Genomic DNA, 13369 nt, shown 5'->3' with positions numbered 1-13369 from the left:
CTCGCACCTCAACCAGCGGCGGCGGTGAGCAGCATCAGCTCCAGGCGCAGCGCGGAGCGGCGCTGGGGGACGGTGAGGTCCTCCTGCAGCCCCTCGGGCAGGCGGGCCATCCGGTAGCGGACGGTGTTGGGGTGCACGTTGAGCGCGGCTGCGGCGGCGCGGACGTCGCCCCAGTGGTCGAGGACGGCGGCGAGGGTGGCGGCGACGACGTCGGGCTCGGCGGCATCGGCGAGCAGGGCGGGCAGGGGAGAGACCGGCGCGCAGCCCTCGAGGCCGCGGACGGCGCGGGCCAGGACCACGCCGGCCCAGCGGTCCTCGACGGCCAGTGCCGGTGCGGGGTCGGCCAGCGCGTCGACCTCGTCGGCCGCCGTGCGGGAGCGGACGAGGTCGTCGGTCGTCGTGACCGCGGAGCCGGCACGCGCCGCGACGTCGGGGTGGCGCTGCGCCTCCGCCTCGACGAGCCCGGTGAGCCAGGGCCACGACCCGGGACCTGTCGCCTCGTCGGCGACGACCGCGTAGACCCGGCCGTCGAGGTCGGCGACCGCGGGCGTGCGCCAGCCGTGGCGGCGGACCAGCGCCACCCAGACGTCGCGGCGGCTCGCCGCGCCGAGGTCGTGCTCGGGGCCGCGGAGCACGACCACCCGCGCGGGCAGGGCCACGTCGGGTGTGCCTCCGGCCTGGCGGATGCCCTGCAGCGCTGCGCGGACGCGGTCGAGCTGCAGCTGCTGTGCCAGCTCGCCGCGCGAGCGCATCCGCAGCAGGTGCAGGGCGACGAGCTCGACGACGGCGCGCAGCTCGCGGTCCGCCTCCCGGGGCTCGTCGGCCAGCGCCCACACCGATCCGAGCCACTCGCCGCCGGCGCGCACCGACACGACGAAGCGGCCGCGGAAGTCCTCGTCGATGGCGGGCACGAAGAACGGCTCGCTGCTCTGGGCCAGGCGCTTGAAGACGCCGAGCGAGCGCAGCCGGTCGCGGACGTGCCGCGGGACGCGGCGGCCGAAGATCGACGCCGTCCGGGCGGCGTCGACGTCGCCCTGCCCGGTCGAGTACGCGACGACCCGCGACGCCGCGTCCTCGATCGTCACCGGCGCGCGAAGGATGCCCGCAGCGAGGTCGGCGAGGTCGAACAGGTCGCCCTGCGCGTGCGCCCCGGGCGTGCCGTCGGGGTCGCCGGCGAGTGCCTCGATGCGGTCGGCGAAGGCGTTGGCGGCTGCGGACCACGTGACGCCCTCGGCCAGCGCCAGCAGGGTGGTGCCGAGGTCCCGGCAGGTCGTCTGCAGCGCCGGTGAGCCCGACCACGACGAGCGCACGACCAGGCCGGAGACTCGCGGCGACTGGTGGAGCAGCGCGACGACGTCCTCCGGCGTCGCGAAGCCGACGGCCAGGGCGAGGTCACCTGCGCCGGCCGGTACGACGTCCTCGGCGTCCGCGATGTCGACCGCGACCACCGGGCGGTCCTCACCGACGACCACGACCTCGACGTACGTCTCGCCGATGGCCGCCGCCAGGTCCGCCGCTGATCTCACGGCCCTCACTGTGGCACGAAGGTGCACCCGGCAGGCCGAGGACGGTTGGGGAGCAGGGCGAAGGTAGTTGCCGGCCGGGCGCCAACGGCACCGTCGGAAAGGATGGCGCCCGGCCGGAGCTGGGGTGCCCGCGGGGTCGCGGGCGGGTGGTCAGTAGACGACCACGGTGCGCGCGGCGGGCGAGTGGTCCAGCCCGTCGAGGGCGGCGGGCAGGCCCGCGAGGTCGACCGTCGCGCCCTGGAGGACGTCGAGGTCGAGGCGACCGTTGAGGTACATCTCGGCGTAGAGCGGGATGTCCACCCGGGCACGGGTGCCACCCAGGCGCGAGCCCTGCAGCCGCTTCTCCGCGAGCAGGTCCATCGTCGGCAGGCTGACCGTGTCCCCCGGGCGGGCGAGGCCGACCACCGTGGCGGTGCCGCGGGTGCGCAGCATCGCGAAGGCCTGGGCGATCGTGGCGGGGATGCCGACGGCCTCGATGGCGTGGTCGACGCCGCCGGTCAGCTCCTTGACCGCAGCGACCGGGTCGGTGGCGCCGGCGTCGATGGTGTCGGTCGCGCCGAGCTGGCGGGCGACCTCGAGCTTCTCGGGCATCCGGTCGACCGCGATGATCCGCGACGCGCCGGCGAGGACCGCGCCCTGGACGGCGCTCAGGCCGACGCCGCCGCAGCCGACGACGGCGACGGTGTCGCCGAAGCGGACGGCGGCCGAGTGGCGGACCGCGCCGAGGCCGGTGATGACGGCGCACCCGAGCAGGGCGGCCTTGTCGAGCGGCATCTTCTCGGGGACGACGGCGACGCTGTTGACGTGCACGACCATCTCCTCGGCGAAGCTGCCGACGCCGACGAACTGGGTGGCGGGCTGGCCGTTCACGGTCAGCCGCGGCGGCTCACCCGCCGCACGCACGCGACCGAGGTTGCTGCAGTGCTGCGGCAGGCCCTGGCTGCACCAGGCGCAGGTGCCGCACGACTGCGCGGGGCCGATGACGACGTGGTCGCCCGGCTTCACCGTGGTGACGGCGCTGCCGACCTCGATGACGACACCGGCCGCCTCGTGGCCGAGCACCATCGGCACCTCGATGCCGGGGATCCCGCCCGTCTGGGCGTGGGCGTCGGAGTGGCAGATCCCCGTCGCCGCCGTACGGACGCGCACCTCGGACGGCCCGGGCGCGTCGACCTCGACCTCGCCCAGCTCCACCGATGCGTTGAACGCGGGGAGCACGGCTCCCCTGACCACGGACCTGCCCACGATCGCTCCTCCTGCTCGTCCCTGCCGGCGGTTCCAACGGCTGCTCCGTGGTTGCCGGTGTGACGGACATTACCGTATATTGCTGATCATCAAAACTATGGATTAGCGTGCCGCGGGTCGGACGAACGGGAGGACACCATGGCCACGATCGAGGTGGAGACCAGGGGCACCGCCCGCTGGATCACCATCAACCGCCCCGAGCGGCTCAACGCCTACGACCTGGAGATGGCGCAGACGATGATCGCCGCCTTCGAGGATGCCGCATCCGCCGATGCCGTGGTCCTCACCGGCGCCGGCGGGGCCTTCTGTGCCGGTGGTGCGCTCAACCAGCTGGGTGAGCCGGACCCCGAGCAGCTGCGCGCGCTGTTCACCACGTCGCTGCGCCTGGTCGACGCGATCCGCGCCTGCCCGCGACCGGTGATCGCCGCCGTCGACGGTGCCGCGGCCGGTGGCGGCAACGAGCTGGTCGTCGCCTGCGACTTCGCCATCGCGACGCAGCGCTCCACCTTCGGCCAGACCGGGCCGCGCGTCGGCTCGGCCCCGGTCCTGGGTGCGACCAACCTGATGTCGGTCCAGATCGGCGAGAAGCGGGCCAAGGAGATGGCCATGCTCTGCCGTCGCTACAGCTCCGACCAGGCCCTCGCGATGGGCCTGGTCAACGAGGTCGTCGCCGACGACGGCCTCGAGGAGGCCGTCGAGCGCTGGCTCGCCGAGATCGACCGCCTCAGCCCGCGCTACCTCGAGATCGCCAAGATCAGCTCCAACCAGTGGTGGCACCAGTCCCGCGACAACATGTCCGCCGGCCTCGGGATGCTCATCCAGGCCATCGGCAGCGAGGACATGCTCGAGGGCGCCAACGCCTTCCTGGAGAAGCGCAAGCCCGACTTCCGCAGCGCCCGCCGTGCGCGCGCCGCCGCCACCGCGCGTGGCACCGACCCCGCCGAGAACCCCCAGAACTGAGGACCTGTCGTGACCTTCCGCTACTACCGAGACCTCACGCCCACCTTCGAGGACCGCAGCCAGTGGGCGCTGCCGACGGTGCTGCGCCACCACGCCGCGGAGCGCCCCGACTCCGTGTGGCTGGACTGCCCCGAGGAGTCGGCCACCTGGACCTACGCCGAGATCCTCGCCGCCGCCGAGCGGGTCGGCCGCAGCTTCCTGCACGCCGGCGCCGAGCAGGGTGACCGGGTCGTCCTCGTCGCGCAGAACTCGTCGAAGTTCGTCCGCACCTGGCTGGGCACGGCCGTCGCCGGCCTCGTCGAGGTGCCGATCAACACGGCCTACGAGCACGACTTCCTCGCCCACCAGGTGAGCACCGTCGAGGCCACCCTGGCGGTCGTCGACGACGTGTACGCCGCGCGCTTCGTGGCCATCGCCGAGGCGGCCAAGTCGATCCGCAAGTTCTGGGTCATCGACACCGGCTCCCGCGACGAGGCGCTGGCGACCCTCCGCGACGCCGGCTGGGACGCCGCGCCGTTCGAGGAGCTCGACGAGCAGGCCACCGCGCCCGAGGTCGTCGACGGCACCATCGAGCTGCCGGAGGTGCGCCCGCAGGACCTCGCCTCCGTGCTGTTCACCTCCGGCACCACCGGCCCGAGCAAGGGCGTGGCGATGCCGCACGCGCAGATGTACTTCTTCGCCGACGAGTGCGTCTCGCTCGTCCGGCTCACCCCCGACGACGCGTGGATGTCGGTGACGCCGCTCTTCCACGGCAACGCGCAGTTCATGGCGGCGTACCCGACCCTGGTCGCGGGCGCCCGCTTCGTCACCCGCAGCAAGTTCTCCGCCAGCCGCTGGGTCGACCAGCTGCGCGAGAGCAGGGTGACGGTCACCAACTTCATCGGCGTGATGATGGACTTCATCTGGAAGCAGGACCGGCGCGAGGACGACGCCGACAACCCGCTGCGCTGCGTGTTCGCCGCCCCCACCGCAGCCACCCTGGTCGAGCCGATGAAGGAGCGCTACGGCATCGAGGCGTTCGTCGAGGTCTTCGGCCTGACCGAGACCTCCGCGCCGATCATCTCGCCGTACGGCGTGGACCGCCCCGCCGGTGCGGCCGGCCTCGCGGCCGACGAGTGGTTCGACGTCCGCCTGGTCGACCCGGTCACCGACGAGGAGGTCGCGGTCGGCGAGATCGGCGAGCTCGTCGTGCGCCCGAAGGTGCCCTTCATCTGCTCGATGGGCTACTTCAACATGGCGGACAAGACCGTCGAGGCCTGGCGCAACCTGTGGTTCCACACCGGCGACGCGCTGCGCCGCGACGAGGACGGCTGGTTCTACTTCGTCGACCGCTTCAAGGACGCGCTGCGCCGCCGCGGGGAGAACATCAGCTCCTACGAGATCGAGACCTCGATCCTGGCCCACCCGGCCGTCGTCGAGACCGCGGTCATCGCGGTCCCGGCGTCGAGCGAGGCCGGCGAGGACGAGGTGATGGCCTACGTGATCACCGGTGGCGACCACCCGACCCCGACCGCCGAGGAGCTGTGGGCGCACTGCGACTCGCGCATCCCGTCGTTCGCCGTCCCGCGCTACCTGCGCTTCGTCGACGAGCTGCCCAAGACGCCGTCGCAGCGCGTGCAGAAGGCCAAGCTGCGCGCCCTCGGCGTCACCCCCGACACCCACGACCGGGAGGCCTGAGCCGTGCACCCCTACCGGAGCATCCTGTTCGTCCCCGCCCACAAGCCGGACTGGGCGTTCAAGGCCCTGGCTGCCGGGGCGGACTGCGTGGTCCTCGACCTCGAGGACTCCGTGCCGCACGACCGCAAGGCCGAGGCCCGGGCCACGGTGCGCGAGACCCTGCCGAAGCTGCGGGCCGAGCGCCCGGAGGTCGGCCTCTTCGTGCGGCCGAACGCGCTGGCCACGAAGATGACCGGCGCCGACCTCGAAGCCGTCGTGTGCCCCGAGCTCGACGGCATCTTCGCGCCGAAGATCAAGGACGCCACCGACGTGCTGCGGTGGGAGACGATGATCGACTGGTTCGAGGCGCGCAACGGCGCCGAGGGCCTGGAGATGATCGTCCCGGTCGAGATGGTCGACGCGATCACCAACTGCTTCGAGATCGCCGCCGCCTCCCAGCGCGTCGGCGCGATGATCGGCCCGACCTCCGAGCACGCCGACATCGCCCGTGCGGTGGGCTACCGGCAGTCGCGCGAGGGGAGCGAGACGCTCTACCTCCGCAGCCGGATCCTGCTCGCCTGCCGGCAGAACGGGCTGCACCCGCTCACCGGCCTGTGGGAGGACCTCGCCGACCTCGACGGCCTGCGCAGCTTCGCCGACTACGGCCTGCAGCTGGGCTTCCGCGGCATGATCGTGATCCACCCCAGCCACGTCCCGGTCGTGCACGAGGTGTTCACGCCCAGCGACGAGGAGGTCGCCTACCACGAGGAGCTGGTGGCGACGATGGACCGCGCGGTCGCCGAGGGCCAGGGCGCCGTCCGCTTCCGCGGGCAGCACATCGACCTCGCCCACGCCGACAAGGCCCGGGACTGGCTCGCCCACGCCCGACTCGTCCGGGGGAGCGCGACCCCGGCGTGAGGGCCTACCTGCTGACCGAGGCGGGCCGTGGGCTCGCCGAGGTCCCTGATCCGACGCCCGCACCCGGCGAGGTGGTGGTCCGGGTGCGGGCGGCCGGGTTGTGCCACTCCGACCTGACGCTGGCCGCCCGCACGCCCGACCAGCACCCGTTCGCGCTGCCGATCGTGATGGGCCACGAGCTCGCCGGCGAGGTCGTCGAGCTCGGCGCCGGGGTCACCGGCCTCGCCGTCGGCGACCAGGTCGTCGGCTACGGCCCGCGCGGGTGCCGCACCTGCCACGCCTGCGCCAGCGGCTTCGAGAACTGCTGCCCGCGCCCGCCGCGGGGCGTGATGCCCGGCTTCGGCGGACCCGGCGCGCTGGCGGAGTACGCCGCCGTGGAGGCGTCGTACCTGGTGCCGTCGAAGGTCGACCCGGTGCAGGGCGCTGCCCTCACCGACGCCGGACTGACCGCCTTCAACGCGATCGACCGGGCCACCGCACAGCGGCCGCTGGCCGCGCGCGGTGCCGCGGTGGTCATCGGCGTCGGCGGCCTGGGCCACGTCGCCGTGCAGCTGGCCCGCACCTCCGGCTACCGCGAGGTGGTCGCCATCGACGTGGACGCCGACAAGCTCGCGCTCGCCGAGCGGCGCGGTGCCACCCGCACCGTGCTGTCCTCGTCCGACGTCGCCACCGAGGTGCGCGACCTGCTCGACGGTGGCGCGGACACCGTGCTCGACTTCGTGGGGGCGCAGCCCACGCTCGACGCCGCGGCCGCGATGGTCGCCGTGGACGGCCGGATCTCCATCGTCGGGGTCGGCGCGGGCCGCCTGCCGGTGGGGATGCACGCGCTGCCCTTCGGTGCGACGGTGGACCTGCCGTTCTGGGGAGGCCGGCCGCAGCTGGTCGACCTGCTCGCCCTGGCCGCCGACGGCCAGGTGACCGTGGAGACCGAGGAGGTCGGTTTGGACGACGTGGACGCCGCCTACGAGCGGCTCGACGCCGGGAAGGTGCTCGGCCGGGTCGTGGTGCGGCCATGAGCCGCGCCGTGGTCGTCTTCGGCGCCGCCGGAGGCATCGGGGCGGCGACGTCCGTGCTCGCCGCGCAGGGTGCCGACACCGTCGTCCTCGCCGACCTGCCCGGCACGGTCGGCGACGACCTGCTCCGCGACGTCGAGGCCGCGGGTGCGCGACCGGTCGTCGTCGACTGCGACGTGCGCGAGCCGGACCAGGTCGCCGAGGCCGTCGGCGCCGCGACCGCCGCCGGCGAGCTGGTCGGCGCGGTCAACCTCGTCGCGGTCGGTGGCCCCTCGAAGCCGGTCGGCGACTACACGATCGACGAGTGGCAGCGGGTCCTCGACATCGGCCTCACCGGGCTGTTCCTGTGCTTGCGCGAGGAGGTGCGGGTGATGGCCGACGGCGGCAGCATCGTCAACATCTCCTCGGTGATGGGCACCGCCGCGAGCCCGAACGCCCCGGCGTACGCCGCGACCAAGCACGCCGTCGAGGGGCTCACGAAGAGCACCGCCCTCGCGTACGCCGACCGCGGGATCCGCGTCAACGCGGTCGCCCCAGGGTTCATCGACACCGCGCTGCTGCGCACCTGGCGCGACGCCGACGAGCGCGCGGCGCTCGGCCGCAAGCACCCGCTCGGCCGGCTGGGGACCGCCGAGGACGTGGCCGAGGTCGTCGGCTTCCTGCTGTCCGACGCCGCCTCGTTCGTGACCGGCTCCTGCTACCGCGTCGACGGTGGCTACCTCACCCAGGGGTGAGGCACCCCCTTGACCTTCGCCGGTCGAGGATCCATAATCATGAATATCAATAGCATCGAACGAGTGAGGGAACCGTGACGCTGAAGTTCGGACTCGCCATCATGAACGACTTCCCGGTGGACGTCGTGCCGGCCGACCGGATCGCGCTGATGCGCGAGCAGGTGCGCGCTGCCTCGCAGTCGGGCATCGAGTCCGTGTGGATGCTGCAGCACTACCTCGGCGGCATGCCCACCCTCCAGCCGGTCCCGACGCTCGCCGCCATGGCCAGCGAGGCCGGCGACATGACGCTCGGCACCAACATGTTCATCCTCCCGCTGCGCCACCCGGTGGACGTCGCCGAGGACTTCGCGACGCTCGACCACATCACCGGCGGCCGCGCGGTGGCCGGCTTCGGCATGGGCTACCGCGAGAACGAGTTCGCCTCGTTCGGCGTCGGCATGGACCAGCGGGTCGGCCGCTTCGAGGAGAGCATCTCGATCATCCGGGGACTGTGGGCCGGCGAGACCGTCACCCACCAGGGCGAGCACTTCTCCATCGACGGCGAGAAGATCAGCCTCCGCCCGGTGCAGCCCGGCGGTCCCGAGATCTGGATCGGCGCCGGCCCGCACAAGGCCGGTGCGCTGCGCGCCGCCCGCCTCGGTGACGCGTGGATCGTGCCGCCGCACGTCGACCCCGAGCGGCTCCAGGTCATCCTCGGCCACTACCGCACCGAGCGCGAGCGCCTCGGCAAGCCGGTCAACCGGCTCGTGGTGCGCCGCGAGCTGCTGCTCGACCACGACCCCGAGCGCGCCCGCGCCCGCGGCCTCGCCGCCCGCGGCGAGCTCACCGCGCAGTACGCGAAGTACAACGCGCCCCAGCAGGGCGACGCCTACAAGCACCTGCAGACGGCCGAGAAGGCCACCGAGGTCGCCGACTCGTCGTACCTCTTCACCGACCCGGCGGGTGCCATCGCGGCGCTCAAGGAGCTCGAGGCGGCAGGGCTGACGCACATCATCCTGCGCGCCCAGTGGTACGGCCTCCCGCAGGAGGACGTCCTTGCCACGCTCGAGCTCTTCCGCACCGAGGTGCTCCCGGCCTTCCGCTGAGCCGCGCGGCTCCCCACCACCCTGACGAGAGAGGCAACCCTCCCCATGGACTTCACCGAGGACCAGGTGCATGCCGACATCCGGCACGCCGTCCGAACCCTGTGCAAGGAGTTCCCTGACGAGTACTGGGCCGAGCGGGACGAGAAGCACGAGTTCCCCCAGGAGTTCTACGACGCCATGGTCGAGGCCGGCTGGCTCGGCCTGACCATCCCCGAGGAGTACGGCGGCGGCGGGCTCGGCGTGACCGAGGCCGCGATCGTCGAGCGCGAGATCGCCGCGTCCGGCGCCGGCATGGGCGGCTGCTCGTCGGTGCACATCGGGATCTTCGGCTTCGAGCCGATCCTGCACCACGCCAGCGAGGACCTGAAGAAGCGCTTCCTGCCCCGCGTGCCCACGGGAGACCTGCAGATCTCCTTCGCGGTCACCGAGCCCGACGCGGGCACCGACACCACGAACATCTCCACCTTCGCCCGCAAGGTCGACGGCGGCTGGCTGGTCTCGGGCAAGAAGGTCTGGATCTCCAACGCGCAGCGCGCCGAGCGGATGCTCCTCCTGGCCCGCACCACCCCGCGCAACGAGTGCGCCAGGAAGACCGACGGCCTGACCGTGTTCTTCGCCCCGCTCGACCGGGAGAAGGTCACCGTGCGCGCCATCCCGAAGATGGGCCGCAACTCCGTCGACAGCAACGAGCTGTTCATCGACGACCTCTTCGTCCCGGACGAGGACGTCGTCGGCGAGGTCGGCAAGGGCTTCAAGGTCATCCTGACCGGCCTCAACGCCGAGCGCGTCGTCGCGGCCAACGCCATGCTCGGCATCGGCGAGGCGGCGCTGCGCCGCGGCACCCAGTACGCCAAGGACCGCGTGGTCTTCGGGCGCCCGATCGGCGCCAACCAGGGCCTGTCCTTCCAGCTCGCCGAGGCGAAGATCCGCCTCGAGGCGGCCGACGCGGTCCTGCAGAAGGCGACCTGGCTGGTCGACCGGCAGGAGCCCTGCGGCGCCGAGGCCAACTACGCCAAGTGGCTGTGCGCCGAGGCGGGCTACTACGCCGCCGACGTCGCCCTCCAGGTCCACGGCGGGATGGGCTACAGCAAGGAGTTCCACGTCGAGCGCTACCTCCGCGAGGCACGCCTCATGCGGATCGCGCCGATCAGCCAGGAGATGGTCCTCAACTACGTCGCCGAGCACGTGCTCGGCCTTCCCAGGAGCTACTGATGCGCGGTCTTTACTTCGAGGAGTTCGAGGTCGGCAAGACCTACAAGCACGCGTTCCGGCGCACCATCACCGAGATGGACAACGTGCTGTTCACGTCGCTGACGATGAACGTCGCGCCGATCCACCTCGACGCCGAGTACGCCAAGACGACCATCCACGGCCGTCCGCTGGTCAACAGCCTCTTCACGGTGGCGCTCATCGGCGCCTTCCACGTGCCGGAGCTGACCATGGGCACCACGCTGGGCAACCTCGGCTACGAGGAGGTCCGCTTCCCGGCGCCCGTCTTCCACGGCGACACCCTGCGTGGCGAGACCACGATCGTCGACAAGCGTGAGTCCTCCTCGCGCACCGACTCGGGCATCGTGTGGTTCGAGCACCGTGGCTACAACCAGGACGACGTGCTGGTCATGACCTGCAAGCGGGTCGGCCTGATGCTGCGCCGCCCCGCCGACGAGGCTGCCGCCGAGTCCGCATGAGCACCGCCGCGCCCGCGGCGCGGTTCACCGGCGTCACCGCCCTCGTGACCGGGGGCGGTGGCGGCATCGGTGAGGCCGTGTGCCGCCGGCTCGCCGCCGAGGGTGCGTCCGTCGTGGTCGCCGACCTCGACGCAGACGTGGCCACCCGCGTGGCCGAGGACCTCGTTGCCAGCACCGGCAGCGGGGTTCTTGCGCGTGGGGTGGACGTCCGCGACGCCGACGCCATGGACGCGCTCGCCGCCGAGGCGGAGGAGGCGCTCGGCCCGATCGGGCTGGTCTTCACCGGCGCGGGCATCTCCGCGCACGGCACGCCGACCCACGAGATGCCGCGCCGCCGTTCTGGTCAACAACGCGGGGACCATCGAGCGCGCCGACGCCGTGGACGTCGAGCCGGCCGCCTGGCAGGACGTCCTCGACGTCAACCTCACCGGCACCTGGCACGCCATCACGGCCGCCCTGCCGCAGCTGCGCCGCACGAAGGGTGCCGTCGTGACGTGCGGGTCGACGTCGTCGTACGTCGCGGTGAAGGGGGGTGCGCCCGCCTACCGGGCGTCCAAGGGCGGCGTCCTCATGCTCACCCGCGCCCTCGCCGTCGAGTACGCCCCCGAGGGCCTGCGCTTCAACTGCGTGTGCCCGGGGCCGGTCGAGACCGCGCTCCTGCGCGGCGCCGGTACGACGACCGCCGCCACCCCGATGGGCCGGATCGGTCGTCCGGAGGAGGTGGCGGCCGCGGTCGCCTTCCTCGGCTCCTCCGACGCCTCGTTCGTCACCGGCCAGGGCCTGCTGGTCGACGGCGGACTCACGGCCGAGTGAAGGCCACGTGACGCCCGCGGCGCCCGTCGGCGCCGCGACCTGACGTCCTCACCGGGAGGGACGCAAGCGAAAGGGCCATCGCGATCGCTCGCGATGGCCCTTTCCGGTGCTGTGGGGACGGAGCCGTCAGCTGCCCGTCCAGACGGGGTCGCGCTTCTCGACGAACGCGGCCGCGCCCTCCTTGGCGTCGGAGGACTTGCGGACGGGGTCGACGAACTCCTCCTGGCGGTCGAACTTCTCGTCCAGCGGCCAGTCCACGGAGCTGACGAGCACCTGCTTGGACGCGGCCAGCGCCAGCGGGGCGTTGGCGGCGACCTCGTCGGCGAGCTCGAGCGCCACGGCCAGGGCCAGGCCCGGCTCGGCGACCCGGTTGACCAGGTGCACCTCGGCGGCGTCGGTCGCCGGCCACATCCGGCCGGTCAGGACGAGCTCCATCGCCAGGTGGTACGGGATCCGGTGCTGCAGGCGGAGCAGGCCGCCGGCCGCCGCGGTGAGGCCGCGCTTGACCTCCGGGAGGCCGAACTTCGCCGCCGACGAGGCGACGACCAGGTCGCAGGCCAGCACGATCTCGAAGCCACCGGCGAGCGCGTAGCCCTCGACAGCCGCGATCAACGGCTTGGCCGGGGGCTTGCGGACCAGGCCGGCGAAGCCCTTGCCCTCGACGACCGGACGCTCGCCCCGGGCGAAGCCCTTGAGGTCCATGCCGGCGCAGAACGTGCCGCCGGAGCCGGTGATCACCGCGACGCTGAGGTCGGGGCGGTCGTCCAGCATCTGCAGGGCGTCGCCGATCTGGTGCGCCATCGCCATCGACATCGCGTTGCGCGCGGCAGGACGGTTCATCGTCAGCACGAGCACGCGACCGCGCTCCTCGACGAGCAGCTCCGGCTCCTCCGCCACGGCGTCGGGGTTCTGGGTGTTCTCGTTCGTCATGTCGTCCTCCCTCGTCACCGGGGGCTCATCCGGATCGCGCCGTCGAGGCGGATCGTCTCGCCGTTGAGGTAGGGGTTCTCGACCACCTGCAGCGCGAGCATGGCGTACTCGTCCGGGCGGCCGAGGCGGGCCGGGTTCGGCACCTGCGCACCGAGCCCGTCGCGGATCTCCTGCGAGAAGCGGGCCAGGATCGGGGTGTCGAAGACGCCTGGCGCGATGGTGTTGACGCGAATGCCCTTGGTCGCGAGGTCGCGCGCGGCGACGAGGGTCATGCCGACGACGCCGGCCTTCGCGGAGGCGTAGGGGATCTGGCCGACCTGGCCCTCCCACGCGGCGACCGAAGCGGTCAGGACGCACACGCCCCGCTCGCCGTCGACGGGCTCGTTGGTGGCCATCCGCGCAGCGGCCAGGCGCAGCACGTTGAAGGTGCCGACGAGGTTGATGTCGATGAGCTGGCGGTAGAGGTCGAGGTCGCCGGGGGTGCCGTCGCGGCCGACGAGGCGGACCGTGCCGCCCTTGCCGGCGCAGTGCACGAGCGCACGCAGCGGGCCGTGCTCGACGGCGACGTCCAGCGCCGCGTCGACGGCGGCCGGGTCGGTGACGTCGGCCAGCGCGAACGAGCCGCCGATCTCCTCGGCGAACTCCTTGCCGAGCTCCTCGTTGAGGTCGAGGACGACGACGTGGGCGCCGGCCGCGGCGAGGCGACGGGCGGTGGCGGCGCCGAGGCCCGAGGCGCCTCCGGTGACGAGAGCCGAGGCTCCGGTGAGGTTCACTGCTTCTCCTTCGTGTGCGGCGCGGCGC

13 protein-coding genes and 1 pseudogene are annotated in these 13369 nt (G+C 72.8%); 10 read left to right on the top strand and 4 right to left on the bottom strand.

The annotated features are described in order from the left end of the window. Positions 1-8: 8 nt before the first annotated feature. Both L615_RS17515 and L615_RS17510 read right to left on the bottom strand, forming a co-directional pair. Entirely contained in the window at positions 9-1526 is a 1518-nt protein-coding gene (locus L615_RS17515) for a CdaR family transcriptional regulator (protein ID WP_145725889.1), read from the bottom strand. A gap of 150 nt (positions 1527-1676) precedes the next feature. After that, positions 1677-2771: a zinc-binding dehydrogenase gene (locus tag L615_RS17510; protein ID WP_222430600.1), complete on the bottom strand. Its 1095-nt coding sequence runs from the start codon at positions 2769-2771 to the stop codon at positions 1677-1679. 138 nt (positions 2772-2909) lie between these two features. On the opposite strand from L615_RS17510, the gene L615_RS17505 reads away from it, so the two are divergent. The 10 genes and pseudogenes from L615_RS17505 to L615_RS17460 all read left to right on the top strand — a co-directional run bounded on the left by L615_RS17505 (position 2910) and on the right by L615_RS17460 (position 11638). Further along, the gene (locus tag L615_RS17505; RefSeq protein WP_084254911.1) at positions 2910-3731 is read left to right on the top strand and encodes an enoyl-CoA hydratase/isomerase family protein; all 822 of its coding nucleotides are present in this window, start codon (positions 2910-2912) and stop codon (positions 3729-3731) included. Between the two features lie 9 nt (positions 3732-3740). Then, positions 3741-5408, top strand: a complete 1668-nt coding sequence (locus L615_RS17500; RefSeq protein WP_145725888.1) for an AMP-binding protein — start codon at positions 3741-3743, stop codon at positions 5406-5408. 3 nt (positions 5409-5411) lie between these two features. Continuing rightward, positions 5412-6305: a CoA ester lyase gene (locus L615_RS17495; protein WP_145725887.1), complete on the top strand. Its 894-nt coding sequence runs from the start codon at positions 5412-5414 to the stop codon at positions 6303-6305. Then, positions 6302-7321: an alcohol dehydrogenase catalytic domain-containing protein gene (locus L615_RS17490; protein ID WP_145725886.1), complete on the top strand. Its 1020-nt coding sequence runs from the start codon at positions 6302-6304 to the stop codon at positions 7319-7321. Before L615_RS17495 ends, L615_RS17490 begins: the two co-directional genes overlap by 4 nt. After that, the gene (locus L615_RS17485) at positions 7318-8052 is read left to right on the top strand and encodes an SDR family NAD(P)-dependent oxidoreductase (protein WP_145725885.1); all 735 of its coding nucleotides are present in this window, start codon (positions 7318-7320) and stop codon (positions 8050-8052) included. The genes L615_RS17490 and L615_RS17485 overlap by 4 nt, the downstream gene beginning before the upstream one ends. Positions 8053-8126: 74 nt before the next feature. Next, complete coding sequence (locus L615_RS17480) at positions 8127-9137, top strand: LLM class flavin-dependent oxidoreductase (RefSeq protein WP_028654569.1); 1011 nt, start codon at positions 8127-8129, stop codon at positions 9135-9137. A gap of 45 nt (positions 9138-9182) precedes the next feature. Beyond that, positions 9183-10349 carry an acyl-CoA dehydrogenase family protein gene (locus L615_RS17475; protein WP_028654568.1) on the top strand — a complete coding sequence of 389 codons (1167 nt, stop codon included), beginning with the start codon at positions 9183-9185 and terminating at the stop codon, positions 10347-10349. After that, a complete protein-coding gene (locus tag L615_RS17470) occupies positions 10349-10825 on the top strand; it encodes a MaoC family dehydratase (protein ID WP_028654567.1) in 477 nt (158 codons plus the stop codon). Before L615_RS17475 ends, L615_RS17470 begins: the two co-directional genes overlap by 1 nt. After that, positions 10822-11145: pseudogene (locus tag L615_RS24405) on the top strand (SDR family NAD(P)-dependent oxidoreductase); the annotation flags it as partial. The gene L615_RS17470 and the pseudogene L615_RS24405, both read left to right, overlap by 4 nt. Positions 11146-11203: 58 nt before the next feature. Then, positions 11204-11638 carry an SDR family NAD(P)-dependent oxidoreductase gene (locus L615_RS17460; protein WP_186449915.1) on the top strand — a complete coding sequence of 145 codons (435 nt, stop codon included), beginning with the start codon at positions 11204-11206 and terminating at the stop codon, positions 11636-11638. A gap of 126 nt (positions 11639-11764) precedes the next feature. Here the strand turns inward: L615_RS17460 and L615_RS17455 are convergent, their stop codons facing one another. Further along, a complete protein-coding gene (locus L615_RS17455) occupies positions 11765-12568 on the bottom strand; it encodes a crotonase/enoyl-CoA hydratase family protein (RefSeq protein WP_145725883.1) in 804 nt (267 codons plus the stop codon). 14 nt (positions 12569-12582) lie between these two features. Beyond that, entirely contained in the window at positions 12583-13341 is a 759-nt protein-coding gene (locus L615_RS17450) for an SDR family NAD(P)-dependent oxidoreductase (protein ID WP_145725882.1), read from the bottom strand. Positions 13342-13369 lie beyond the last annotated feature (28 nt).

It is taken from the genome of Nocardioides sp. J9 (assembly GCF_007829375.1).
GTDB lineage: Bacteria > Actinomycetota > Actinomycetes > Propionibacteriales > Nocardioidaceae > Nocardioides.
The sequence above is the reverse complement of the archived record's forward strand: the minus strand, read 5'-3'. Positions and strand labels throughout refer to the sequence as shown.

What these genes read in the sequence shown, in the direction of transcription:
- L615_RS17505 (WP_084254911.1), top strand. Translation starts at nt 2,910, where the DNA reads ATGGCCACGATCGAGGTGGAGACCAGGGGCACCGCCCGCTGGATCACC.
- L615_RS17485 (WP_145725885.1), top strand. Translation starts at nt 7,318, where the DNA reads ATGAGCCGCGCCGTGGTCGTCTTCGGCGCCGCCGGAGGCATCGGGGCG.
- L615_RS17475 (WP_028654568.1), top strand. Translation starts at nt 9,183, where the DNA reads ATGGACTTCACCGAGGACCAGGTGCATGCCGACATCCGGCACGCCGTC.
- L615_RS17470 (WP_028654567.1), top strand. Translation starts at nt 10,349, where the DNA reads ATGCGCGGTCTTTACTTCGAGGAGTTCGAGGTCGGCAAGACCTACAAG.
- L615_RS17455 (WP_145725883.1), bottom strand. Translation starts at nt 12,568, where the DNA reads ATGACGAACGAGAACACCCAGAACCCCGACGCCGTGGCGGAGGAGCCG.